A 24,812-nucleotide genomic window follows, 5' to 3' on the forward strand; every position below is an offset into this window, starting at 1 on the left:
CAGGTCTGCAGGGGACATCCGGATGCTGCAGCAATGCAACAATTCGCCGCGTATTTGGCCACCCGCGACCGTTGACCCCGCGACGCGCGGGGTCTACATCACGCCTAGCCAACCTGTCGCGGGGTGAGCCATGATCCCCGCGACCGACAAGGGGATCAAAGCCCGTGGACAACCTTCTGCTGGATTATCTGCCCATCCTCGTCTTTCTGGGGATGGCATCGGCATTTGCGCTGATCTTGCTGTTCTCCGCCATTGTCGTCGCCGTGCGCAATCCGGACCCGGAAAAGGTCAGCGCCTATGAAAGCGGCTTCAACCCGTTCGACGATGCGCGGATGAAGTTCGACGTGCGCTTTTACCTGGTGTCGATCCTGTTCATCATCTTCGACCTGGAAGTGGCCTTCCTGTTCCCCTGGGCGGTCAGCTTTGCCGCGATGAGCGACGTGGCCTTCTGGTCGATGATGGTCTTCCTGGGCGTGCTGACCGTGGGCTTTGCCTACGAATGGAAGAAAGGAGCGCTGGAATGGGCGTGATGACCGGAGCGAACACCGCCGGTCCCGACCGCGAGGTCGCGACCGCCACGCTGAACCGCGAATTGCAGGACAAGGGCTTCCTGCTGACCACCACCGAGGACATCATCAACTGGGCGCGCAACGGCTCGCTGCACTGGATGACCTTCGGCCTGGCCTGCTGCGCGGTCGAGATGATGCACACCTCGATGCCGCGCTATGACCTGGAACGCTTCGGGACCGCGCCGCGCGCCTCTCCGCGCCAGTCGGACCTGATGATCATCGCCGGCACGCTGACCAACAAGATGGCCCCGGCGCTGCGCAAGGTCTATGACCAGATGCCCGAGCCGCGCTATGTCATCAGCATGGGCAGCTGCGCCAATGGCGGCGGCTATTACCACTACAGCTATTCGGTCGTGCGCGGCTGCGACCGCGTGGTGCCGGTGGACATCTATGTTCCGGGCTGCCCGCCGACCGCCGAGGCGCTGCTGTACGGCATCCTGCAACTTCAGCGCCGCATCCGGCGCACCGGCACGCTGGTGAGGTAACGATGGCCGTCTATCCTGATCTCGATGCGCTGAGCCAGCTGGCCGAGCATGTCAAGCTGCGCCGCCCCAACGAGGTGGTCGATGCCACGGTCGTCCATGACGAGCTGACCGTGACCGCCACCGCGGCGGGCATCCTGGACCTGATCGAGTTCCTGCGCAGCGACAGTTCCTGCCGCTTTTCGACGCTGGTCGACATCACGGCGGTGGATTATCCGTCGCGGCCGCAGCGCTTTGACGTGGTCTGGCACTTTCTGTCGATGTACCAGAACCACCGCATCCGGGTGAAGGTCGCGATCCGCGAGGACGAGATGCTGCCGACGCTGACCGGCATCCACCCCTCGGCCAACTGGTTCGAGCGCGAGATCTTTGACATGTTCGGGATCCTGTTCACCGGCCATCCCGACATGCGGCGCATCCTAACCGATTACGGCTTTTCCGGCCATCCGCTGCGCAAGGATTTCCCGACCACCGGCTATGTCGAGGTGCGTTATGACGATGCCGAGAAGCGGGTGATCTACGAGCCTGTGAGCCTGGTGCAGGAATACCGCCAGTTCGACTTCCTCTCGCCCTGGGAAGGCGTGCAATACGCGCTGCCGGGCGACGAAAAGACAAAGGGGTAAGGCCATGGACGGCGATATCCGCACCAACCAGTATGACGACGGCAGCCAGGACCAGCTGACCGGCGAACAGCGCATCCGCAACTTCAACATCAACTTTGGCCCGCAACACCCTGCTGCGCATGGTGTTTTGCGCATGGTGCTGGAGCTGGACGGCGAGATCGTGGAACGGGCCGACCCGCATATCGGGCTGCTGCATCGCGGCACCGAGAAGCTGATGGAAAGCCGCACCTATCTGCAGAACCTGCCCTATTTCGACCGGCTGGACTATGTCTCGCCGATGAACCAGGAACATGCCTGGTGCCTGGCGATCGAGCGCCTGACCGGCACGGTGATCCCGCGCCGCGCCAGCCTGATCCGGGTCCTGTATTCCGAGATCGGCCGCATCCTGAACCACCTGCTGGGCCTGACCACGGGGGCGCTGGACGTGGGCGCGCTGACACCGCCGCTGTGGGGCTTCGAGGCGCGCGAGCAGCTGATGATCTTTTACGAGCGCGCCTCGGGGGCGCGCCTGCACGCGGCCTATTTCCGGCCCGGCGGCGTCCACCAGGACCTGCCGCCCGACCTGCTGAACGACATCGAGGCCTGGTGCGACCAGTTCCCCAAGGTGCTGGACGACCTGGACACGCTGCTGACCGAGAACCGCATCTTCAAGCAGCGGCTGGTCAGCATCGGCGTGGTCAGCGAGCAGGACGCGCTGGACTGGGGCTTTTCGGGCGTGATGGTGCGCGGTTCGGGCATGGCCTGGGACCTGCGCCGCAGCCAACCTTACGAATGCTATGACGAGTTCGACTTCAAGATCCCGGTGGGTACGAACGGCGACTGCTATGACCGTTTCCTGGTCCGCATGCAGGAGATGCGCGAGTCGACCAGCATCATGCGCCAGGCGATCCACAAGCTGCGCGCCGAGCCCGCCGGCGACGTGCTGGCGCGGGGCAAGCTGACCCCGCCCAAGCGCGGCGAGATGAAGCGCGACATGGAAAGCCTGATCCACCACTTCAAGCTGTATACCGAGGGCTTCCGCGTTCCTGCCGGAGAGGTCTATGCTGCGGTCGAGGCGCCCAAGGGCGAGTTCGGCGTCTATCTGGTCAGCGACGGCACCAACAAGCCCTATCGCGCCAAGCTGCGCGCCCCGGGCTTCCTGCATCTGCAATCCATGGACTGGATGTCCAAGGGCCATCTGCTGGCCGACGTCCCGGCCCTGATCGCCACCCAAGACATCGTGTTCGGAGAGGTTGACCGCTGATGCTGCGCCGCCTTCACCCCGTCCAGCCGGACAGTTTCGAATTCACCCCCGCCAACCTGGAATGGGCGCGGGCGCAGATGACCAAATATCCGGAAGGTCGCCAGCAGTCGGCGATCATCCCGGTCCTGTGGCGCGCGCAGGAGCAGGAGGGCTGGCTGTCGCGGCCGGCGATCGAATATTGCGCCGAGCTGCTGGGCATGGCCTATATCCGGGCGCTGGAAGTGGCGACATTCTACTTCATGTTCCAGCTGCAACCTGTTGGGCGGGTTGCAAATATCCAGATCTGCGGGACCACGACCTGCATGATCTGCGGCGCCGAGGCGCTGATCGAGGTCTGCAAGCGCAAGATCGCGCCGACGCCGCACACGCTGTCGGCGGACGGAAAGTTCAGCTGGGAAGAGGTCGAGTGCCTGGGCGCCTGCGCCAACGCGCCGATGGCCCAGATCGGCAAGGATTACTACGAGGACCTGACGCCCGAGACGCTGGAGGTGCTGATCGACCGCATGTCGGCCGGCGAGGTGCCCCAGCCCGGATCGCAGACCGGCCGCTTTGCCTCCGAGCCCGCCGTGGGGCTGACCAGCCTGGCGGATGCCCAGGGCCACAGCGCGATGAATGCCAGCGTGCAGCTGGCCACCGAGCTGGGCGAGACGCTGAAGCGGATCGACGGGACCGAGGTGCCGATCCTGACCAAATGGCGCGACCGCCCGCAGCCCGAGGCGGCGGCGGATGACCGGAGCGGGCGCGACACCGCCCCCGAGACCGAGCCGCGGCCGTCGGAGGGCGATCCGGTGGACAAGACCGGCGTCACCGAGCAGGAGGCGCAGGCCAGTTCCGCCGCGCGTCCCGTGTCGGCGCGCGAGCCTGCCGGGGTGCGGGGCGAAGAAGCGGATGTGAAGAAGGACTGATCGGGCAGCGGGCCGGTGGCCTGCGGGAACGGAGCAGTGAATGCCGGGCGCGATGCAAAGCTCTAGCGGAAAGACCGGCGTCGTGGTTGCGGCGCTTGTGATACTGGGGCTTGGCCTCTTTGGCGCGGTCGGCTGGCTGGCCGCGCTGGTCCTGGGCCTGGTGGCGGGGGTGCTGATGGGCGCGCTGCTGCATTGGCTGGTTCACGAGGGGACACCGCCGATGGACGCGGATCACTGGTCTCCGGTTCCGCTGGAAGCCGCGGTTCCCGCAGTTCCCGTGGCCAGCCGGGACTTCAGGTCTCCGGTGATCCGGGAGATTATTGCCGAGGCTGATCGGCAGGACACGGACTCGGAGCCTGCGGACGATCTGCGCCGCATCAAGGGCATCGGGCCCAAGGTCGAGGCGGCGCTGCATGCGGCGGGGGTGACGCGGCTGTCCCAAATCGCGGCCTGGGACGAGGCGCGGGTCGAGGAGGTGGCGCCGAAGATCGGGCGCGCGGCCTCTCGCATCCGCGGGGACGACTGGATCGGCCAGGCGCGGAACCTGGTCGCCACGGACAGGGAGGGTGCGTGATGGCGGACCCTCGGCAGGATACCCGCCAGATGCGGCTGGTCGCGATCGTGATTGCGGCGACCATGCTGATCTGGCTCGCCATTCAGGCGATCGGGCTGGAATATGGGTGGGCGGCGCGGTGGGCCTTTCTGGCAGACCTGGCCGCCATCGGCGCTTTTGTCTGGTCGCTGATCGTGACCTGGCGTATCTGGCGGCGCAGGAATGCGTGACGCCCGGATGAGAGGACCTTACGGATGCTGAAAGATCAGGATCGCATTTTCACCAACCTCTACGGGATGGGCGATCGCAGCCTGGCCGGCGTGAAGAAGCGCGGCCACTGGGACGGGACCGCCGAGATCATCGGGCGCGGGCGCGACAAGATCATCGAGCAGATGAAGGCCTCGGGGCTGCGCGGCCGGGGCGGCGCGGGCTTTCCCACGGGCCTGAAATGGTCCTTCATGCCCAAGGAATCGGACGGGCGGCCCAGCTATCTGGTGATCAACGCCGACGAATCCGAGCCCGCGACCTGCAAGGACCGCGAGATCATGCGCCATGATCCGCACACGCTGATCGAGGGGGCGCTGATCGCCAGCTTCGCGATGAACGCCCATGCCTGCTACATCTACCTGCGCGGCGAATACATCCGCGAAAAAGAGGCGCTGCAGGCGGCGATCGACGAATGCTATGACGCGGGCCTGGTGGGACGGAATGCGGCCGGATCGGGTTGGGATTTCGACCTGTACCTGCACCACGGCGCCGGCGCCTATATCTGCGGCGAGGAAACCGCGCTGCTGGAAAGCCTGGAGGGCAAGAAGGGCATGCCGCGCATGAAGCCGCCCTTCCCGGCGGGGGCGGGCCTCTATGGCTGCCCGACGACGGTGAACAATGTCGAATCCATCGCGGTGGTGCCGACCATCCTGCGGCGCGGGCCGGAATGGTTCGCGGGCTTTGGCCGTCCGAACAATGCGGGCGTCAAGCTGTTCGGCCTGACCGGCCACCTGAACACGCCCTGCGTGGTCGAGGAGGCCATGTCGATCCCGATGAAGGATCTGATCGAGAAGCATGGCGGCGGCGTGCGCGGCGGCTGGAAGAACCTCAAGGCGGTGATCCCCGGCGGGGCCTCCTGTCCGATCCTGACGGCCGAGCAATGCGAAGGCGCGATCATGGACTATGACGGCATGCGCGAGCTGCGGTCATCCTTTGGCACCGCCTGTATGATCGTGATGGACCAGGACACCGATGTCATCAAGGCGGTCTGGCGGCTGTCCAAGTTCTTCAAGCACGAGAGCTGCGGCCAGTGCACGCCCTGCCGCGAGGGCACCGGCTGGATGATGCGGGTGATGGAGCGGCTGGTGTCCGGCGAGGCCGAGGTCGAGGAGATCGACATGCTGCTGGACGTCACCAAGCAGGTCGAGGGTCACACGATCTGCGCCCTGGGCGACGCGGCCGCCTGGCCGATCCAGGGCCTGATCCGCAACTTCCGCGGAGAGATCGAAGACCGGCTGAAGGCCAAGAAGACGGGACGCATGGGGGCGCTGGCGGCGGAATGACCGGAACGGCGGGACATCACGCGCGGCGCACGCGCTCGTGTCGGGCGAAGGGCCGGGCCGGTGGTTATGTGGGGACACGTGACCATCGAAAGGACCTTGCCATGTTTCGCCACCTGATCGCCGCCGCCCTGCTGGCCGCCACCCCCGCCGCCGCGCTGGAGCCGCTGTCGCAGAACGCCTATGTGAACGACCGGCTGGTGCAGGCCCGCGTGGCCGACCTGGTGCGGCGCGGCTGCCCCACGATCGATGCCCGGCTGATCCGGGCCTTTTCCGAGGCGCGGGCGCTGAAGCGTCATGCGCTGAAGCAGGGCTACAGCGAGAGCCAGATCGACGCCTTTCTCGACAGCCGGGAGGACCGGCGTCGCATTTATGAACAAGCCGACCGATACATGGTGGAACGGGGCGTGGTGAATGGCCAGCCCGACACGTTCTGCCGCCTCGGCCGGGACGAAATCGCACGGCAGACGGTCGCGGGATCGCTGCTGAGTGCCAGGTAAGGATGGAATCATGGCCGAATTGCGGACAATCAAGATCGACGGCAGGGAAATCGAGGTCGATCCCAACCTGACGCTCATCCAGGCCTGCGAGCAGGCCGGGGTCGAGATCCCGCGATTCTGCTATCACGAACGGCTGTCGATCGCCGGCAACTGCCGCATGTGCCTGGTCGAGGTGGTGGGCGGCCCGCCCAAGCCTGCCGCCTCCTGTGCGATGCAGGTCAAGGACCTGCGCCCGGGGCCCGAGGGTGCGCCGTCCGAGATCCGCACCAACAGCCCGATGGTCAAGAAGGCCCGCGAGGGCGTGATGGAATTCCTGCTGATCAACCACCCGCTGGACTGTCCGATCTGCGACCAGGGCGGCGAATGCGACCTGCAGGACCAGGCGATGGCCTATGGCGTCGATTTCAGCCGTTATCGCGAGCCAAAGCGTGCCGCCGAGGAGCTGAACCTGGGGCCGCTGGTCGAAACCCACATGACCCGCTGCATCAGCTGCACCCGCTGCGTGCGCTTTACCAGCGAGGTCGCGGGCATCAGCCAGATGGGCCAGACCGGCCGCGGCGAGGACAGCGAGATCACCAGCTATCTGAACCAGACGCTGGCCTCGAACCTGCAGGGCAACATCATCGACCTGTGCCCGGTGGGGGCGCTGGTGTCCAAGCCCTATGCCTTCACCGCCCGGCCCTGGGAGCTGTCGAAGACCGAGAGCATCGACGTGATGGACGCCCTGGGCAGCGCGATCCGCGTGGACACCAAGGGGCGCGAGGTCATGCGCATCCTGCCGCGCAACCATGACGGCGTGAACGAGGAATGGATCAGCGACAAGACGCGCTTTGTCTGGGACGGGCTGCGCCGCCAGCGGCTGGACCGCCCCTATCTGCGCGAGAATGGCAAGCTGCGCCCGGCCACCTGGCCCGAGGCGCTGTCCGCCGCCGCCCGCGCGATGACGGGCGCCCAAGTCGCGGGCCTGGTCGGCGATCTGGCCTCGGTCGAGGCGGCCTTCAGCCTGAAGACGCTGGTCGAGGGGCTGGGCGGTCATGTGGAGTGCCGCACCGACGGGACGCGCCTGCCGGCGGGCAACCGGTCGGGCTATGTCGGCAATGCGGTGATCGCGGATGTCGACACCGCCGGCACGATCGTGCTGATCGGCACCAATCCGCGCGACGAGGCGCCGGTCCTGAATGCCCGCATCCGCCGGGCCTGGACGCGCGGCGCCCAGGTCACGCTGGTCGGCGAGGCGGTCGACCTGACCTATGACTATGCCCATGCCGGCACCGACCGTGCGGCGCTGGCGCAGCTGCTGCGCGACGCCCAGCCCGGCGAAGGGCCGGGCCTGGTGATCCTGGGGCAGGGCGCCCTGCGCGAGGCCGATGGCGAAGCCGTGCTGGCCCATGCCCAGGCCCTGGCCGAGGCGACCGGTGCGCGGCTTCTGGTGCTGCACACGGCCGCGTCCCGCGTGGGCGCCATGGACGTGGGCGCGGTGACGGATGGCGGGCTGCCGGCTGCGATCGAGGGGGCGCAGGTGATCTTCAACCTGGGCGCCGACGAGGTCGAGATTTCGCCCGGCGCCACGGTGATCTATCAGGGCAGCCACGGCGACCGCGGCGCCCATCGCGCCGACATCATCCTGCCCGCCGCCTGCTATACCGAGGAGATGGGCCTGTTCGTGAACACCGAGGGCCGTCCGCAGCTGGCCATGCGCGCGAACTTTGCGCCGGGCGAGGCCAAGGAGAACTGGGCGATCCTGCGCGCGCTGTCGGCGGAACTGGGCCAGACGCTGCCTTGGGACAGCCTGACGCAGCTGCGCCGCAAGCTGGTCGAGGCCGTGCCACATCTGGCGCGGGTCGACCAGATCGTCGAAAGCGACTGGCAGCCCCTGCCGATGCGGGACTTGGGGAACGCCAGCTTCGTCAACCCGATCCGCGACTTTTACCTGACCAACCCCATCGCGCGCTGTTCGCCGCTGATGGGCGAACTGTCCCGGATGGCAGCGGCGCGCCAGGCGCCTGCACTTGCAGCGGAGTAGGGAAACATGGCGGCCTTGTCACAGCGTCGAACGGGAATGACGATCCTTCTGGGGGCGGCACTGCTGCTCTCCGGCTGCATGCAGACGGAGCGCGAGGCGGACCGCCCGCGCGGCAAGCCCGAGCAACTGTCGGTGAGCCTGGCCGCCGGCAAGACCGGCGGAACGGGCACGCTGAGCCGGGCCCGCATCTCGACCAAGTCTGGCGAGATCCTGATCCTGGAGGCGGACGGGACCGTCACCACGATGGACCTGGACAGCCCGGGCGGCCGCGACGCCTTTGCCGTGACCGAGGCCGACCTGGCCGCGCTGAACAGCAACCTGGACCTGAAGCTGCCCGGCCTGCCCGTGGCCCCCGGCCCGCGCGAGAAGACGGCGCAGGAAAAGGCGCTGGAGGCATTCGCCGCCCGCACGCAGCCGGCCCTGCCGGCGATGCGCCCGGAGGTCGAGATCGACCCCGCGCAGTTCATCGCCGTCAAGGTGGAGACACTGAGCGAGGGATCCAAGGCCGATCTGGTCGAGGTGACCGCCAATCTGCGCGAAGGGGTGGACGCCGATATCGCCTTCTCGTATGCCACCTGCGCATTGGCCGGTTGGGCCAAGGACAACGGCGCCCCTTATGGACGCCACATCCGCACCCTTCAGGCGAAGCGCGACGGCAAGCTGCTGATCGGCGCGGCCTTCACCTTGTCGCAGGACAAGCCGATGGGACTGCGGGTGATGGAAACGAAAGAGACCCTGCGCGAGTGCAGGGCGCGCGGCATTCCCGCGGCCTAAGGAAGAGGAACGGGCATCATGGCTGATTTTTGGGTGTCTTCCTGGGGCATCGCCATCATCCTGCTGGCGCAGGGCCTGGCGATCATCGCCTTCGTGATGCTGTCGCTGGTCTACATGGTCTATGGCGACCGCAAGGTCTGGGCAGCCGTGCAGATGCGTCGCGGCCCGAACGTGGTGGGCCCCTGGGGCCTGTTGCAGACCTTTGCCGACGCACTGAAATTCGTCGTCAAGGAAGTCGTGGTGCCGGCCGGGGCGGACAAGTTCGTCTTCTTCCTGGCGCCCTTTCTGTCGATGATGCTGGCGCTGCTGGCCTTTGTGGCGATCCCCTTTGCGCCGGGCTGGGTGATGGCGGATGTCAACGTGGGCATCCTGTTCATCTTTGCCGTCTCCTCGCTGGAGGTCTATGGCGTGATCATGGGGGGTTGGGCGTCGAACTCGAAATTCCCGTTCCTGGGTTCGCTGCGTTCGGCCGCGCAGATGATCAGCTATGAGGTCAGCCTGGGGCTGATCATCATCGGCGTGATCATCTCGACCGGGTCGATGAACCTGACCCTGATCGTCGAGGCGCAGCGCGGGCTGGGCATCCTGTCCTGGTACTGGCTGCCGCATCTGCCGATGGTGGTGCTGTTCTTCATCTCGGCCCTGGCCGAGACCAACCGCGCGCCTTTCGACCTGCCGGAAGCGGAATCCGAGCTGGTGGCCGGTTTCATGACCGAATACTCCTCGACCCCGTACCTTCTGTTCATGGCCGGTGAATACATCGCCATGTGGCTGATGTGCGCGCTGATCACGCTGCTGTTCTTCGGCGGCTGGCTGTCGCCGATCCCCGGCCTGCCGGACGGGGCCATCTGGATGTTCCTCAAGATGGTCCTGTGGTTCTTCATGTTCGCGATGGTGAAGGCGATCGTGCCGCGCTATCGCTACGACCAGCTGATGCGGGTCGGCTGGAAGGTCTTTCTGCCGCTGTCCCTGGGCTGGGTGGTCATCGTCGCCTTCCTTGCCAAGTTCGAGGTGTTCGGAGGCTTCTGGGCCCGTTGGGCGGGGGTGTGAGCCGAATGGAATATTCCAACAAGATCGCCCAGGTGCTGGCCCGCGCGACCGAGGCCGACAAGGCCGAGTTCGCGCATTTCCTGGCCAACAACCTGGACAATGCCGAGCTGTCCCACGACAGCGCCAGGATCCGCGACTACGTGGCGGCCTTTGACCGCTTCGCCGCGCCCAAGCATGGAGAGCAGTTCTGATGGCTTTCGACATCGCGCGTGCCACCAAGTATTTCCTGATGGTGGACTTCATCAAAGGTTTCGGGCTGGGGATGCGCTATTTCTTCGCGCCCAAGGCCACGATCAACTATCCGCATGAAAAGGGCCCGCTGTCGCCGCGCTTCCGGGGCGAGCATGCGCTCCGCCGCTATCCCAATGGCGAGGAACGCTGCATCGCCTGCAAGCTGTGCGAGGCGATCTGCCCCGCGCAGGCGATCACCATCGATGCCGAACCCCGCGACGACGGTTCGCGCCGCACGACGCGCTATGACATCGACATGACCAAGTGCATCTATTGCGGCTTCTGCCAGGAGGCCTGCCCGGTCGACGCCATCGTGGAGGGGCCGAACTTCGAGTTCTCGACCGAGACCCGGGAGGAGCTCTATTACGACAAGGAGCGCCTGCTGGACAACGGCGCCCGGTGGGAAGCCCAGATCGCCCGCAACCTTGCCATCGACGCGCCCTACCGATGACCGACGCATTCCAGAAGATGTTCCAGCAGATGCTGTCCCAGGGACAGGAGATGGCGCGGGCCTTCAACCCCGCGCTGGAGCATTTCGACCTGAAGGCCGTCGAGAAGATGTTCCCGACCATGCCGGCGGACATGCTGGAAATGTGGTTCGGCAAAACCTTCAACCGCGACGGGCTTGACGCCAAGACGCGGCTTCTGGTGACCGTGGCCGCGATGACCGTGCAGGGCGCCCTGGCCGAGCCGCAGCTGCGGATGACCATCCGCCACGCGATGGAGGCCGGCGCCACCCCGCGCGAGATCGCCGAGGTGATCTATCAGATGGGGATGTTCGGCGGCCTTCCTGCAATGCAGAAGGCGCTGGAGATCGCCCAGGGCGTCTTTACCGAATCCGAGGGGAGCAGCTCCGAATGATCACCTTTGCCTTCTACCTGTTTGCCATCTCGGTCTGCGTTGCGGGCTTCATGGTCGTCCTGGCCCGCAACCCGGTCCATTCGGTGCTGTGGCTGATCCTGTCCTTTCTGTCGGCGGCGGGCCTGTTCGTCCTGGTCGGGGCGGAATTCGTGGCCATGCTGCTGGTCATCGTCTATGTCGGCGCCGTCGCGGTGCTGTTCCTGTTCGTGGTGATGATGCTGGACGTGGACTTTGCCGGGCTGAAGGGCGAGTTCGCGCGCTATCTGCCGCTGGCAGGCCTGATTGCGCTGGTTCTGCTGGCGCAGCTGGCGATCGCCTATGGGGCCTGGGAGAGCGCGGATCAGTCGGCCACGCTGCGGGCGGTGCCGATGGTGGTGCCGGCGCTGAACACCAACGCGATCGGCTTGGTGCTTTATGACCGCTACATGCTGCCGTTCCAGATCTCGGGGCTGATCCTGCTGGTTGCCATGATCGGGGCGATCACGCTGACCATGCGCCACCGCACCAATGTCAAGCGCCAGGACGTGATCGCGCAGATGCATCGCGATCCGGCCAAGGCCATGCAGCTGCGCGACGTCAAGCCGGGGCAGGGGCTGTAAGGCCCCCGCCGCAGCCAATGGAATATCAACGGGTGACAGACCCGGAGGGACAGAAACGATGATCGGATTGACACATTACCTTGTCGTGGGGGCGATCCTGTTCGTCGCCGGGATCTTCGGCATCTTCGTGAACCGCAAGAACGTCATCGTCATCCTGATGTCGATCGAACTGATGCTGCTGGCGGTCAATATCAACTTCGTCGCCTTCTCGGCCCATCTGGGCGATCTGGGCGGCCAGATCTTCACAATGTTCATCCTGACCGTCGCCGCCGCCGAGGCGGCCATCGGCCTGGCGATCCTGGTCGTCTTCTTCCGCAACCGCGGCACGATCGCGGTGGAAGATGTCAACGTGATGAAGGGGTAAGGAACCCATGGCGCAATTCATTCTCTTTGCCCCGCTACTGGGCGCGCTGATCGCCGGCTTCGGCTGGCGCGCCCTGGGCGAGCGCGGCGCGCAGATCCTGACGACGGCGATCCTGTTTGCCGCCGCCGCCTTCAGCTGGATCATCTTCCTGACCTTCGACGGCCAGCTGCGCCAGATCCCGGTGATGGACTGGGTGGTCTCGGGCGATTTCACCAGCGAATGGGCGATCCGTCTGGACCGTCTGACCGCCATCATGCTGATCGTGATCACCTCGGTCTCGGCGCTGGTCCACCTCTACAGCTTCGGCTACATGGCGCATGACGAGAACTTCAGCGACGACGAGCCCTATCGGGCGCGCTTCTTCGCCTATCTGTCGTTCTTCACCTTTGCCATGCTGATGCTGGTGACGGCCGACAACCTGCTGCAGATGTTCTTTGGCTGGGAGGGTGTGGGCGTCGCCTCCTATCTGCTGATCGGCTTCTACTACAAGAAGCAGTCGGCGGGTGCCGCGGCGATGAAGGCCTTCATCGTGAACCGCGTGGGCGACTTCGGCTTCCTGCTGGGGATCTTCGGGATCTGGTGGCTGACCGGCTCGATCCAGTTCGACGAGATCTTTGCCCAGGTGCCGATGCTGGCCCAGACCGAGATGACCTTCCTGTGGCGCGACTGGAACGCGGCGAACGTGCTGGCGGTCCTGCTGTTCATCGGCGCGATGGGCAAGTCGGCGCAGCTGTTCCTGCACACCTGGCTGCCAGACGCGATGGAAGGCCCGACCCCGGTGTCGGCGCTGATCCATGCCGCGACCATGGTCACCGCGGGCGTCTTCCTGGTCTGCCGGATGTCGCCGCTCTACGAATTCGCACCGGAAGCCAAGATGTTCATCGTGATCATCGGCGCCTCGACCGCCTTCTTCGCGGCGACGGTTGGCCTGGTGCAGAACGACATCAAGCGCGTGATCGCCTATTCGACCTGTTCGCAGCTGGGCTACATGTTCGTGGCCGCGGGCGTCGGCGTCTATTCGGTGGCCATGTTCCACCTGTTCACGCATGCCTTCTTCAAGGCCATGCTGTTCCTGGGGGCCGGTTCGGTCATTCACGCGATGCATCACGAACAGGACATGCGGAACTATGGAGGCTTGCGGACAAAGATCCCGCTGACCTTCTGGGCCATGATGATCGGCACGCTGGCCATCACCGGCGTCGGCGTCCCGCTGACCCATATCGGCTTCTCGGGCTATCTGTCCAAGGATGCGGTCATTGAGAGCGCCTATGCCTCGGGCAGCGGCTATGCCTTCTGGCTGCTGGTTTTGGCGGCGCTGATGACCAGCTTCTACAGCTGGCGGCTGATGTTCATGACCTTCTTTGGCAAGCCGAGGGGCGACCATCACGCGCATGACCATGCGCATGAAAGCCCGCGCGTGATGACCATCCCTCTGGTCGTGTTGGCCTTTGGGTCGATCTTTGCCGGGATGATCTGGTACAACAGCTTCTTCGAGGAAGAGGGCGTGCAGGGCTTCTTCGGCCTGCCGCAGATCGAGGCCGCGCATTCCGAGGCTGCGGCCGACGATCACGGGGCCGGCGTCGCCGGGGCCGAGACCGCGCTGGAGGGCAGCGTCGCCGAGGCCGATCATGCGGAGCCGCAGGGAGAGGCGCTGCATGGCGCCGCCGGCGCGGCGGAGGACCCGGCCGAGATCGCCGTGGGGCCGGGCGCGATCTTCATGCATCCCGAGAACCACGTCATGCATGACGCCCACTACGTCCCGACCTGGGTCAAGCTGTCGCCCTTCATCGCGATGCTGATCGGCCTGTCGCTGGCCTGGCTGATGTATATCCGCCACCCCGAGGCCCCGGCCAAGCTGGCCCGCCAGCAGCAGGGCCTGTACCAGTTCCTGCTGAACAAGTGGTATTTCGACCAGGCCTATGACGCCCTGTTCGTGCGTCCAGCCCGCTGGATGGGCCGCAAGCTGTGGACGGGCGGGGACGGAGCGGTTATCGACGGCGCCATCAACGGGCTGGCCTTGGGAATCATTCCGCGACTGACGCGCTTTGCCGGTCGGGTCCAGTCGGGCTTTCTGTTCCACTATGCCTTCGCGATGGTTCTGGGCATCGTGGGCTTGCTGATCTGGGTGATGATGCGGGGCGCGCAATAACATGACGAACCTTCTTTCGATCATCACCTTCCTGCCGATCGTGGCGGCGGGGATCCTGGCCCTGTTCCTGCGCGGCGACGATGCCGCCTCGCAGAAGAACGCGAAATGGCTGGCGCTGATCGCCACGGGCGCGACCTTCCTGATTTCGCTGTTCCTGCTGGCGGGCTTCGACGCCTCGAACACCGGCTTCCAGTTCGTCGAGGACCATGCCTGGATCATGGGCCTGCGCTACAAGATGGGCGTGGACGGGATCTCGATCCTCTTCGTGATGCTGACCACCTTCCTGATGCCGCTGACCATCCTCTCTACCTGGGACGTCAAGGTCCGGGTCAAGGAATACATGATCGCCTTCCTGGTGCTGGAGGGGCTGATGATCGGCGTCTTCACGGCGCTGGACCTGATCCTCTTCTACCTGTTCTTCGAGGCGGGCCTGATTCCGATGTTCCTGATCATCGGCATCTGGGGCGGGGCGAACCGCATCTATGCCTCCTTCAAGTTCTTCCTCTATACCTTCATCGGCTCGGTGCTGATGCTGGTCGCGATGATCGCGATGGCGCGCACCGCCGGCACGACCGACATCGCGCAGCTGCTGGCCTTCGACTTTCCGTCGCAGACCATGCAGGTGCTGGGCTTTACCGTGGTCGGTGGCATGCAGACGCTGCTGTTCCTGGCCTTCTTCGCCAGCTTCGCGGTCAAGATGCCGATGTGGCCGGTCCATACCTGGCTGCCCGACGCGCACGTCCAGGCCCCGACCGCCGGGTCGGTGGTTCTGGCCGCGGTTCTGCTGAAGATGGGCGGCTACGGCTTCCTGCGCTTTTCGCTGCCGATGTTCCCGGTGGGCGCCGACCTGCTGCAGGGGGTGGTGCTGTGGATGTCGGCCATCGCCATCGTCTACACCTCGCTGGTGGCGCTGGCGCAGTCGGACATGAAGAAGCTGATCGCCTATTCGTCCGTCGCTCACATGGGCTATGTCACCATGGGCATCTTTGCCGCCAACCAGCAGGGGCTGGACGGCGCGATCTTCCAGATGCTGTCGCACGGCTTCATCTCGGGCGCGCTGTTCCTCTGCGTGGGCGTCATCTATGACCGGATGCACACCCGGGAAATCGACGCCTATGGTGGGCTGGTGAACCGGATGCCGGTCTATGCACTGGTGTTCATGTTCTTCACCATGGCGAACGTGGGCCTGCCCGGCACGTCAGGGTTCGTGGGCGAGTTTCTGACCCTGATGGGGGCGTTCCGCGCCAACACCTGGGTGGCCTTCGTCGCGGCGACCGGTGTGATCCTGTCGGCGGCCTATGCGCTCTGGCTCTATCGCCGCGTCACCATGGGCGCGCTGATCAAGGAAAGCCTGCGGGCGATCACCGACATGACCCCGCGCGAAAAGTGGATCTTTGTTCCGCTGATCGCCATGACCCTGATCCTGGGCGTCTATCCGCGCCTGGTGACCGACATCACCGGCCCCTCGGTCGAGGCGCTGCTGGTGAACTTCCACGACGCGGTGCCCGCCGAGGCAGCCAGCGACGACCTGGCCCAGGCCAGCGTCAGCCATTGAGGATAGCAAGATGACCTCGCTCGATCTTTCGACCGTTCTGCCCGAGCTGTGGCTTGCGATCTTTGCGCTGGCGGCGCTGCTGGCGGGTGCCTATTTCGGCAAGGACCGGATCGCCCGGCCGATCCTCTGGGCCAGCGTGCTGGCCCTGCTGGTGGCGGCGGTCTATGTCGGCTTTGGCGACCGTCCGCAGCAGGACGCCTTCTTCGGCATGTTCATCGACGACGCCTTTGCGCGCTTTGCCAAGGTGACGGTGCTGCTGTCGGCCGCCGCCGTCCTGGCGATGAGCGCGGACTACCTGTCGCGGCACGGGCTGATGCGCTTCGAATACCCGATCCTGATCGTGCTCTCGACGCTTGGCATGATGGTGATGGTGTCGGCGGGCGACCTGCTGTCGCTCTACATGGGGCTGGAGCTGCAGTCGCTGGCGCTTTACGTGCTTGCCGCCTCGCGCCGGGAAAGCGTCAAGTCCTCGGAAGCCGGCCTCAAATATTTTGTCCTGGGCGCGCTCAGCTCGGGGCTGCTGCTCTACGGCGCCTCGCTGGTCTACGGCTTCTCGGGCACCACCAGCTTTGCGGGCATCATCCAGGCCGTCACGGCCGGAAGGCTGCCCATGGGCCTGCTGTTCGGCCTGGTCTTCCTGCTGGTGGGCCTGGCCTTCAAGGTCTCGGCCGTGCCCTTCCACATGTGGACGCCCGACGTCTACGAGGGCGCGCCCTCGCCGGTGACGGCCTTCATGGCAACTGCACCCAAGGTCGCGGCCATGGCGCTGATCGCGCGGCTGATGTTCGAGGCATTCGGCAATGTGCCGGGCGAATGGACGCAGATCATCGCGCTGCTGGCGGTCCTGTCGATGTTCCTGGGCTCGATCGCCGGCATCGGGCAGCGCAACGTCAAGCGCCTGATGGCCTATTCCTCGATCGCGCATATGGGGTTCGCGCTGGTGGGCCTGGCCGCAGGCACGGCCTATGGCGTCCAGGCGATGCTGATGTACATGGCCATCTATGCCGTCATGAATGTCGGCACCTTCGCCTTCATCCTGTCGCTGGAGCGGGACGGCCGCCCGGTCACCGACCTTGAAAGCCTGAACCGCTTTGCCCAGACCGATCCGCTGAAAAGCTTTGCCGTCCTGTTCCTGATGTTCAGCCTGGCCGGCGTGCCGCCCTTCCTGGGCTTCTTCGCCAAATACGGCGTGCTGACGGCGGCGGTCGATGCAGGCCTGTCCTGGCTGGCCGTTCTGGGCGTGATCGCCTCGGTCATCGGCGCCTTCTACTACCTGCGCATCGTCTATTACATGTTCTTCGGGGCGGAATCCGAACCCGTGGAAAGCCGCATGGGGGCGATGCAGTTCGCGGCGCTGATGGTCCCGGCGGCGGCGCTGCTGCTGGGCGCGGTGACGATGCTGGGCGTCGATGAGGCCGCGGCCACGGCCGCCCTGTCCCTGGTCGATCCGGTGGTGATCGTCGACCCTGCCGTGGTCATCGTTGAATAACCCCGGACCGGCCGCCTGGCCCGAGGGCGTGGCGCGCCACGTCCTCGACCGCGTGGACAGCACCAATGCCGAGGCGTTCCGGCTGGCCCCCTCGCTGAGCGGCCCAGCCTGGATCATGGCGCGCCGGCAGGAGGCCGGGCGCGGTCGGCGCGGCCGTGCCTGGACCGATCCGCCGGGCAATTTCGCGGCGACCCTGGTGATGCGGCCCGCCGGCGGTCCCGCGGATGCGGCGCGCCTGTCGTTCGTTGCCGCGCTGGCGGTTCACGACGCGCTGCACCGCCTGTGCGGGCCGCAGCTGAACCTGGCGCTGAAATGGCCCAATGACGTGCTGCTGAACGGCGGCAAGCTGTCGGGCATCCTTCTGGAAAGCGCGGGGGCAGGAGGGCAGGTGGCGGTCCTGGCCATCGGCATCGGCGTCAACCTGGCCGCCGCGCCCGATCCCGGGCAGGTCGAAGCCGGGGCGCTGCGCCCCGTCAGCCTGGCTGGAGAGACGGGGCTGGAGGTGACGCCCGATGATCTGCTGGACGCAGTGGCGGCCGAGTTCGCCGCCTGGCACCGGCAGATGACGGCCTATGGCTTTGGCCCGATCCGCAATGCCTGGCTGGCGCGGGCCGCGAAACTGGGCGAGACGATCACCGCCCGCACCGGCACCGCCGAGATCACCGGCCGCTTCGAGGGGATCGACGACAGCGGCGCGCTGATCCTGATCGGTCCCAAGGGGCGGCAGGCCATCCCCGCCGCCGACATCCATTTCAACGGGGGCTGAGGCCCATGCTTCTGTGCATCGACACCGGCAACACCAACACGGTCTTTTCCATCTGGGACGGGACCGGGTTCCTGGCGCATTGGCGCATCCGCACCGACCACCGCCGCACGGCCGACGAATACTATGTCTGGCTGTCCACGCTGATCGCGGTGCAAAAGTTCAAGCTGCAGATCGATGCCTGCATCATCAGCGCCACTGCGCCGCGCGTGGTCTTCAACCTGCGGGTGCTGTGCAACCGCTATTTCGACACGCGGCCGCTGGTCGTGGGCAAACCCGACTGCCTCCTGCCGGTCGCGCCGCGCGTGGATCCGGGCACGACCGTCGGCCCCGACCGGCTGGTGAACACGGTCGGCGCGTTTGACCGGCACGGACCCGACCTGATCGTGGTGGATTTCGGCACCGCCACGACCTTCGATGTCGTCGATGTCGACGGCGCCTATATCGGCGGGGTCATCGCGCCCGGCGTCAACCTGTCGCTGGAGGCGCTGCACATGGGCGCCGCGTCGCTTCCGCATGTCGATATCACCATGCCCGCGAAGGTCATCGGCACGAATACGGTTGCATGTATCCAGTCGGGCGTGTTCTGGGGATATGTGGGGTTGGTCGACGGTATCGTGGAAAAGATCCGCGCCGAGCGCGACCGCCCGATGAAAGTCATAGCCACTGGCGGGCTTGCGCCATTGTTCGACCAGGGGTTCGACCTGTTCGATGCGATAGAAGATGATCTGACGATGCACGGGTTGCGTCTTATTCACGACTTTAACAAGGAGATGGGAAATGGCTGAACGCCTGATCTATCTGCCGCTCGGCGGAGCGGGCGAAATTGGCATGAACGCCTATGTCTACGGCTATGGCCTTCCCGGCAAGGAGCGGCTGATCCTGGTGGACCTGGGGGTGACCTTCGGCGACATGGACGCAAGCCCCGGCATCGATCTGATCATGCCGGACCTGACCTGGCTGGAGCAGAACCGCCACCGGCTGGAGGCGATCTTCGTCACCCACGGGCACGAGGACCATATCGGCGCCATCGGGCATCTGTGGGGGCGCCTGGACGTGCCGATCTATGCCCGGCGCTTCACCGGCACGCTGGTGCGGCTGAAGATGGAGGAGATGGGCCTGCCCGCCGAGGCGGTGAACATCACCGAGGCGCGGCCCGCGGTGACGCAGGTCGGGCCCTTCGCGGTCCAGTTCCTGCCGATCAGCCACTCGATCCCGGAAAGCAGCGCGCTGATCATCGATACGCCCGCAGGGCGCGTCGTGCACACGGGCGACTTCAAGATGGACGTGACCCCGGTCGTGGGCGACGCCTTTGATGCCGTGGGCCTGTCCGAGATCGCCGCCGAAGGCGAGGGCGTGAAGGTCCTGGCCTGCGACAGCACCAACATCTTCTCGCCCCATCCCGGCCGGTCCGAGGCCGTGCTGGCGACGCCGATCCTGGAATGGGTCATGGCGCAGCCGAACATGGTGGTGGCGACGACCTTCGCCAGCAACATCGCCCGTCTGAAGACGCTGGCCGATGCGGCGCGGGCGTCGGGCCGCAAGGTCTGCCTGCTGGGCCGCGCGATGCGGCGCATGGTCAGCGTGGGCTTTGACAGCGGCATCCTGAGCGATTTCCCCGAGACGATCGGCCCGGAAGAGGCCGCCAAGCTGCCGCGCAACAAGGTCATGCTGCTGGTCACCGGCAGCCAGGGCGAACGCCGCGCCGCCAGCGCGCAGCTGTCGCGCGGCCGCTATCTGGGCCTGTCGCTGAAGGAAGGCGACAGCTTCCTGTTCAGCTCGAAGACCATTCCGGGCAACGAACGCTCGGTCGGGCGGATCATGAACGCGCTGAGCGAGCAGGGCGTCGAGGTCTATGACGCCGATGACGGCCTCTACCATGTGTCGGGCCACGCCAACCGCCCGGACATCGAGGCGGTCCATGACCTGCTGAAGCCGCGCACCGTCATCCCTATGCACGGCGAGCACCTGCACCTGCGCGAACATGCGCTACTGGCGCGGGCCAAGGGGATGCGGGCCGAGATCGTGACCAACGGCACGATGCTGGACCTGACCGGCGAGGTTGCCCGCGTGGTCGACCAGGTCGAGACGGGGCGGCTGTACCTGGACGGGAACCGCCTGATCGGCGCGATGGACGGGGTCGTGCGCGACCGCATCCGCATGGCGCTGAACGGCCATGCGACGGTCAGCGTGATCGTGGACGAGGATGAAAAGGTTCTGCCCGACGCCTGGGTCGAGCTGATGGGCCTGCCCGAGCGGGGCCGCAACGGCGGCGACCTGGCGCGCCAGATCGAGAGCGAGCTGGCCGAGTTCCTGGAACGTGCCGATGCCCGCACGGTGCGCGATGACGGCAAGATGGACGAGGCGATCCGCAAGATCGCCCGGCAGGTGTCGATGGAAGAGATCGGCAAGAAGCCCGAGGTCACGGTCATCATCAGCCGGCTGATGGCGGACTGACGAAAATCGCCGGGGGACCTTGGGTCCCCCGGACCCCCCGCGGGATGTCTGGGGCGACAAAGACGCAAGGGCGGGCCCGTGTCGGCGGGGCTTGAAAACCGGCACCACATGCGGCAATCGGGCGGCATGAGCGATACACCCCCCTCCGCCTTCGACCCGAACCCGCCGCGGCGCAATTTCTACGGGCGCCGTCACGGCAAGACCCTGCGGCAGAGCCAGAAGGGTTATCTCTCCGAGGATCTGGGCGATCTGCGGCCGCGCGGCATCACCGTCGAGGACAATCCCGAACGCCGGCCCATCGATCCGCAGGCGATCTTCGGCGACGACAGGCCCGTCTGGCTGGAGGTCGGGTTCGGCGGGGGCGAGCACATGGTGCACATGGCCCGCACCTATCCCGGGATCGGGATCATCGGCTGCGAGCCCTTCATCAACGGCGTCGCGATGCTGCTGGGCAAGATCAGGGCTGCCGGCGTCGGCAATGTCAGCGTTCATCCCGGCGATGCGCGCGACCTGATGGATGTCCTGCCCGATGCCAGCATCGAGCGCGCCTTCCTGATGTATCCCGACCCTTGGCCCAAGGCGCGGCACCACCGTCGCCGCTTTGTCACCCCCGAGCATCTGCTGCCGCTGGCGCGGGTGATGAAGGCGGGCGGCATCTTTCGGGTGGCCAGCGACATTCCCGACTATATCCGGCAGACGCGCGAGGAGGTTCCGCAGGCCGGCTTCGAGATGATCGCGGATACGGACCGGGCTTGGGACGACTGGATCAGCACCCGCTATGAGCAGAAGGCGCTGCGCGAGGGGCGCCCGCCCCATTACGTCACCTTCCGCCGGCTGTAATGAAAAGGCCCGCCGAATGGGCGGGCCCTATTTTCATTCCACGGTGACCGATTTCGCCAGATTGCGGGGCTGGTCCACGTCGGTGCCTTTGGCGACCGCCGTGTGATAGGCCAGATACTGCATCGGCACCGCGTAGAGGATCGGCTGGAAGATGCCGCCCCCTGAGGGAAGGGTGAGGCTGGCCGTGACACCTTCGCCGGCGGCCGCGATCCCCGAGGCGTCCGAGATCAGCAGGATCTGGCCGTGGCGGGCCATCACCTCCTGCATGTTCGAGATGGTCTTGTCGAAAAGCGCGTCATGCGCTGCCAGGACCACCACCGGCACGTCGCGGTCGATCAGGGCGATGGGACCGTGCTTGAGTTCGCCCGAAGCATAGCCTTCGGCATGGATATAGCTGAGCTCCTTGAGCTTCAGCGCGCCCTCCAGTGCCACGGGGAAAAGCGCCCCGCGCCCCAGGTAGAGGACGTCCCGCGCCTGGCTGAGCCATTCCGACTGCGCCCGGCATTCGTCCGAGATCGCCAAGGCCTGGCTGAGAAGGCCGGGAATCGCGCGCAGGTCGCGCAGATGCGCGGCCAGCTGCGCATCGTCGATGCGGCCCCGGTCATGCGCGGCCTTCAGCGCCAGGATGCCAAGGACCGCCAGCTGGCAGGTGAAGGCCTTGGAGGAGGCGACGCTGACCTCGATCCCCGCCCGGGTCGGCAGGGCCACGTCGCTGTCGCGCGCGATGGCTGAGGTGCCGACATTGACCAGCCCCACGGTGCGCGCGACCCGCGTGCGGGCATAGTGCAGCGCGGCCAACGTGTCGGCCGTTTCGCCCGACTGGCTGATGGCGATGAACCAGCTGCGCTCCGACAGCGGCGGTTCGCGATAGCGGAATTCGGAGGCCACGTCGATGTCGACGGGCAGGCCGGCCAACTGCTCGAACCAGTATTTCGCCACGTGTCCCGCCAGATGGGCGGTGCCGCAGCCGACCAGCGCGATCCGGTCCACCCCGGCAAAGTCCAGCCCCTCGGGCAGCACGATCCGGTCGCCCTTGATATAGTGGTTCAGGACATCGCCGATCACGACCGGCTGCTCGGCCACTTCCTTGGCCATGAAGTGGCGATAGCCGCCCCGGTCGATCGCCGTGGCGCCGACGTCGATGCGGGCCTGGGCGCGATGGGTCTGGTGACCCTCCGCGTCAAAGACCTGCACGCCGGCCCGGGTCAGGACGGCATGGTCGCCGTCCTCCAGATAGGTGATGCGGTCGGTGAAGGGCGCCAGCGCCACCGCATCCGAGCCGACGAACATCTCGCCCTCGCCATGGCCGATGGCCAGCGGGCTGCCCTTGCGGGCGGCGACCATCAGGTCGCCCTCTCCCTCGAACAGGAAGGCCAGGGCGAAGGCCCCGTGCAGCATCGACAGGGTGGCGCGGGCCGCATCGATCGGCCCCATGCCCTGGTCCATGTGATGGGCGGTCCACAGGGCGACCGTCTCGGTGTCGGTCTGGGTCCGCGCCTCGATCCCCAGATCGGCCAGGCGCGCCCGCAGGTCGCGGTAATTCTCGATGATGCCGTTATGCACGACGGCCACCCGGCCCGAGCGGTGGGGATGGGCGTTTCCTTCGGTCGCGGCGCCATGGGTTGCCCATCGCGTGTGACCGATGCCCGAATGGCCGGTCAGCGGCTCGTGCACCAGCCGGTCGCTGAGATTGACCAGCTTGCCCACCGCGCGCCGACGGTCCAGCCGGCCGCCCGCATCCACCGTCGCCACGCCGGCGCTGTCATAGCCGCGATATTCCAGACGCCGCAGCGCATCGACCAGCTGCGGCGACACCTCGTGCTTGCCCAGAATTCCGATGATGCCGCACATCAGCGTGCCTCCTTCTTCAGGCGCAGGGCAGCCATCAGCCGCGTCGCAAGGCCCGGTTTCGTCACCTGCCGCGCGCGCCCGATGGCCAGTGCCCCGTCGGGCACGTCCTCGGTGATGGTGCTGCCCGAGCCGGTCATGGCGTCGGCGCCGATCCTCACCGGGGCGACCAGCATCGTATCGCTGCCGATGAAGGCGCGCGGCCCGATCGTGGTGCGGTGCTTCATCACGCCGTCATAGTTGCAGGTGATGGTGCCCGCGCCGATATTCGTGTGCTCGCCCACATGCGCATCGCCCAGATAGGTCAGGTGGCCGACCTTGACGCCTTCGTCGAGGACCGCGTTCTTGATCTCGACAAAGTTGCCGACATGGACGTCACCGCCCAGTTCCGCGCCGGGGCGTAGCCGCGCAAAGGGGCCGACGCGGGCGCCCGACGAGACATGGCACCCCTCCAGGTGGCAGAAGGGCAGGATCTCGGCCTCGGATTCGACGGTGACGCCGGGGCCGAAGACCACGTTCGGGCCGACGGTCGCATCGCGGCCGATCACCGTGTCCAGCGCGAACCAGACGCTGTCCGGGTCGGTCAGGGTGACGCCGTCCTCCATGGCCCGGATGCGGGCGCGCGCCTGAAAGGCGGCTTCGGCCGCTGCCAGCTCCGCACGGGTGTTGATGCCCAGTGTCTCGGCCTCGTCACAGAGGACGACATCGGCGCGGCGACCCTCGGCACGGGCCAGGGCCACGAGGTCGGTCAGGTAGTATTCGCCGGCCGCATTCTCGTTCGACAGCCGCGCGATCAGCAGGCGCAGCAGGTTCGCCTCCAGCGCCATCACGCCGGAATTGCACAGCACGATCTGGCGTGTCGCGGCGTCGGCATCCTTGTACTCGACGATCCGTTCCAGCCCGCGGTCGCTGACCACAAGCCGCCCATAGCGGCCGGGATCATCGGCCTCAAAGCCCAGGACCACCAGATCTGCCGAATGCGAGGCCAGGGCGGCCAGCGTGTCCTGGCCGATGAAAGGCGTGTCGCCGTAAAGGACGACCACCTTGCCCTCGAACCCTTCCAGCTGGGGCAGGGCCTGCCGCACGGCATGGCCGGTGCCCAGCTGTTCGGACTGAAGGACGGTCGCGGCCTCGGGGTCCAGCGCGGCCACCGCCTGGGCGACCCGGTCGGCGCCGTGGCCGGTGACGACGATCACCAGTTCAGGCTCCAGGCTGCGCGCGGCGGACAGCGCGTGGCCGACCAGCGGGACCTGCCCAAGCCGGTGCAGGACCTTGGGCAGGTCCGACTGCATCCGGCTGCCCTGACCGGCCGCAAGGATCACCACTGCCACAGCGTTTTCCGTCATCCCGCCCTCGTCGCCTGTTTGCTTTCGTTGAGACGGCGTTT

Annotated in this window: 26 protein-coding genes; 24 read left to right on the forward strand and 2 right to left on the reverse strand. The window is 66.3% G+C overall.

Annotated features, from left to right (window positions below; all coding sequences use genetic code 11):
* Nucleotides 1-212 precede the first annotated feature (212 nt).
* From ndhC to trmB, 24 genes are all read left to right on the forward strand, one after another.
* On the forward strand, nt 213-530 hold the full coding sequence (gene ndhC, locus ACNR9W_RS06060) for an NADH-quinone oxidoreductase subunit A (RefSeq protein WP_419268345.1): 318 nt from the start codon (nt 213-215) through the stop codon (nt 528-530).
* Entirely contained in the window at nt 521-1,054 is a 534-nt protein-coding gene (locus tag ACNR9W_RS06065; RefSeq protein WP_419267961.1) for a NuoB/complex I 20 kDa subunit family protein, read from the forward strand. Before ndhC ends, ACNR9W_RS06065 begins: the two co-directional genes overlap by 10 nt.
* 2 nt (nt 1,055-1,056) lie before the next feature.
* On the forward strand, nt 1,057-1,674 hold the full coding sequence (locus ACNR9W_RS06070) for an NADH-quinone oxidoreductase subunit C (protein WP_419267962.1): 618 nt from the start codon (nt 1,057-1,059) through the stop codon (nt 1,672-1,674).
* A 4-nt stretch (nt 1,675-1,678) separates the two neighbouring features.
* Nucleotides 1,679-2,917 carry an NADH-quinone oxidoreductase subunit D gene (locus ACNR9W_RS06075; protein ID WP_419267963.1) on the forward strand — a complete coding sequence of 413 codons (1,239 nt, stop codon included), beginning with the start codon at nt 1,679-1,681 and terminating at the stop codon, nt 2,915-2,917.
* Complete coding sequence (nuoE, locus tag ACNR9W_RS06080) at nt 2,917-3,822, forward strand: NADH-quinone oxidoreductase subunit NuoE (RefSeq protein WP_419267964.1); 906 nt, start codon at nt 2,917-2,919, stop codon at nt 3,820-3,822. Before ACNR9W_RS06075 ends, nuoE begins: the two co-directional genes overlap by 1 nt.
* A gap of 40 nt (nt 3,823-3,862) precedes the next feature.
* Complete coding sequence (locus ACNR9W_RS06085) at nt 3,863-4,396, forward strand: hypothetical protein (RefSeq protein WP_419267965.1); 534 nt, start codon at nt 3,863-3,865, stop codon at nt 4,394-4,396.
* Nucleotides 4,396-4,605: a DUF5337 domain-containing protein gene (locus tag ACNR9W_RS06090; protein ID WP_419267966.1), complete on the forward strand. Its 210-nt coding sequence runs from the start codon at nt 4,396-4,398 to the stop codon at nt 4,603-4,605. Before ACNR9W_RS06085 ends, ACNR9W_RS06090 begins: the two co-directional genes overlap by 1 nt.
* A gap of 24 nt (nt 4,606-4,629) precedes the next feature.
* Nucleotides 4,630-5,925: an NADH-quinone oxidoreductase subunit NuoF gene (gene nuoF, locus ACNR9W_RS06095; RefSeq protein WP_419267967.1), complete on the forward strand. Its 1,296-nt coding sequence runs from the start codon at nt 4,630-4,632 to the stop codon at nt 5,923-5,925.
* A 101-nt stretch (nt 5,926-6,026) separates the two neighbouring features.
* Nucleotides 6,027-6,422 (forward strand): DUF5333 domain-containing protein, encoded by a 396-nt coding sequence (locus tag ACNR9W_RS06100; RefSeq protein WP_419267968.1) that lies wholly within the window; start codon nt 6,027-6,029, stop codon nt 6,420-6,422.
* Nucleotides 6,423-6,432: 10 nt separating this feature from the next.
* Nucleotides 6,433-8,445: an NADH-quinone oxidoreductase subunit NuoG gene (gene nuoG, locus ACNR9W_RS06105; protein WP_419267969.1), complete on the forward strand. Its 2,013-nt coding sequence runs from the start codon at nt 6,433-6,435 to the stop codon at nt 8,443-8,445.
* Nucleotides 8,446-8,481: 36 nt separating this feature from the next.
* Nucleotides 8,482-9,219, forward strand: coding sequence for a hypothetical protein (locus ACNR9W_RS06110; RefSeq protein ID WP_419267970.1), 738 nt, complete (start codon nt 8,482-8,484; stop codon nt 9,217-9,219).
* An 18-nt stretch (nt 9,220-9,237) separates the two neighbouring features.
* A complete protein-coding gene (nuoH, locus tag ACNR9W_RS06115) occupies nt 9,238-10,269 on the forward strand; it encodes an NADH-quinone oxidoreductase subunit NuoH (protein ID WP_419267971.1) in 1,032 nt (343 codons plus the stop codon).
* 5 nt (nt 10,270-10,274) lie between these two features.
* Nucleotides 10,275-10,460: a hypothetical protein gene (locus tag ACNR9W_RS06120; RefSeq protein WP_419267972.1), complete on the forward strand. Its 186-nt coding sequence runs from the start codon at nt 10,275-10,277 to the stop codon at nt 10,458-10,460.
* On the forward strand, nt 10,460-10,951 hold the full coding sequence (gene nuoI, locus ACNR9W_RS06125) for an NADH-quinone oxidoreductase subunit NuoI (protein ID WP_111298600.1): 492 nt from the start codon (nt 10,460-10,462) through the stop codon (nt 10,949-10,951). Before ACNR9W_RS06120 ends, nuoI begins: the two co-directional genes overlap by 1 nt.
* Complete coding sequence (locus tag ACNR9W_RS06130; RefSeq protein WP_111298601.1) at nt 10,948-11,361, forward strand: carboxymuconolactone decarboxylase family protein; 414 nt, start codon at nt 10,948-10,950, stop codon at nt 11,359-11,361. The genes nuoI and ACNR9W_RS06130 overlap by 4 nt, the downstream gene beginning before the upstream one ends.
* Nucleotides 11,358-11,960 (forward strand): NADH-quinone oxidoreductase subunit J, encoded by a 603-nt coding sequence (locus ACNR9W_RS06135; RefSeq protein WP_419267973.1) that lies wholly within the window; start codon nt 11,358-11,360, stop codon nt 11,958-11,960. The genes ACNR9W_RS06130 and ACNR9W_RS06135 overlap by 4 nt, the downstream gene beginning before the upstream one ends.
* Before the next feature lie 58 nt (nt 11,961-12,018).
* A complete protein-coding gene (nuoK, locus tag ACNR9W_RS06140) occupies nt 12,019-12,324 on the forward strand; it encodes an NADH-quinone oxidoreductase subunit NuoK (RefSeq protein ID WP_042248542.1) in 306 nt (101 codons plus the stop codon).
* Nucleotides 12,325-12,331: 7 nt separating this feature from the next.
* Nucleotides 12,332-14,473, forward strand: a complete 2,142-nt coding sequence (nuoL, locus tag ACNR9W_RS06145; RefSeq protein ID WP_419267974.1) for an NADH-quinone oxidoreductase subunit L — start codon at nt 12,332-12,334, stop codon at nt 14,471-14,473.
* 1 nt (nt 14,474) lies between these two features.
* Nucleotides 14,475-16,028 (forward strand): NADH-quinone oxidoreductase subunit M, encoded by a 1,554-nt coding sequence (locus tag ACNR9W_RS06150; protein WP_419267975.1) that lies wholly within the window; start codon nt 14,475-14,477, stop codon nt 16,026-16,028.
* A 10-nt stretch (nt 16,029-16,038) separates the two neighbouring features.
* Complete coding sequence (gene nuoN / locus ACNR9W_RS06155) at nt 16,039-17,517, forward strand: NADH-quinone oxidoreductase subunit NuoN (protein ID WP_419267976.1); 1,479 nt, start codon at nt 16,039-16,041, stop codon at nt 17,515-17,517.
* Nucleotides 17,518-17,545: 28 nt separating this feature from the next.
* Entirely contained in the window at nt 17,546-18,283 is a 738-nt protein-coding gene (locus ACNR9W_RS06160; RefSeq protein ID WP_458478678.1) for a biotin--[acetyl-CoA-carboxylase] ligase, read from the forward strand.
* A 5-nt stretch (nt 18,284-18,288) separates the two neighbouring features.
* On the forward strand, nt 18,289-19,068 hold the full coding sequence (locus tag ACNR9W_RS06165) for a type III pantothenate kinase (protein WP_419267978.1): 780 nt from the start codon (nt 18,289-18,291) through the stop codon (nt 19,066-19,068).
* Nucleotides 19,061-20,737 (forward strand): ribonuclease J, encoded by a 1,677-nt coding sequence (locus ACNR9W_RS06170; protein WP_419267979.1) that lies wholly within the window; start codon nt 19,061-19,063, stop codon nt 20,735-20,737. Before ACNR9W_RS06165 ends, ACNR9W_RS06170 begins: the two co-directional genes overlap by 8 nt.
* Nucleotides 20,738-20,863: 126 nt before the next feature.
* On the forward strand, nt 20,864-21,577 hold the full coding sequence (gene trmB, locus ACNR9W_RS06175) for a tRNA (guanine(46)-N(7))-methyltransferase TrmB (RefSeq protein ID WP_419267980.1): 714 nt from the start codon (nt 20,864-20,866) through the stop codon (nt 21,575-21,577).
* 33 nt (nt 21,578-21,610) lie between these two features.
* Here trmB and glmS read toward each other — a convergent pair whose 3' ends face one another.
* Together glmS and glmU are read right to left on the reverse strand one after the other, a co-directional pair.
* Nucleotides 21,611-23,428 (reverse strand): glutamine--fructose-6-phosphate transaminase (isomerizing), encoded by a 1,818-nt coding sequence (gene glmS, locus ACNR9W_RS06180; RefSeq protein ID WP_419267981.1) that lies wholly within the window; start codon nt 23,426-23,428, stop codon nt 21,611-21,613.
* Nucleotides 23,428-24,771, reverse strand: a complete 1,344-nt coding sequence (glmU, locus tag ACNR9W_RS06185) for a bifunctional UDP-N-acetylglucosamine diphosphorylase/glucosamine-1-phosphate N-acetyltransferase GlmU (RefSeq protein ID WP_419267982.1) — start codon at nt 24,769-24,771, stop codon at nt 23,428-23,430. The genes glmS and glmU overlap by 1 nt, the downstream gene beginning before the upstream one ends.
* Nucleotides 24,772-24,812 lie beyond the last annotated feature (41 nt).

It is taken from the genome of Paracoccus sp. T5 (assembly GCF_048538155.2).
Classification (GTDB): domain Bacteria; phylum Pseudomonadota; class Alphaproteobacteria; order Rhodobacterales; family Rhodobacteraceae; genus Paracoccus.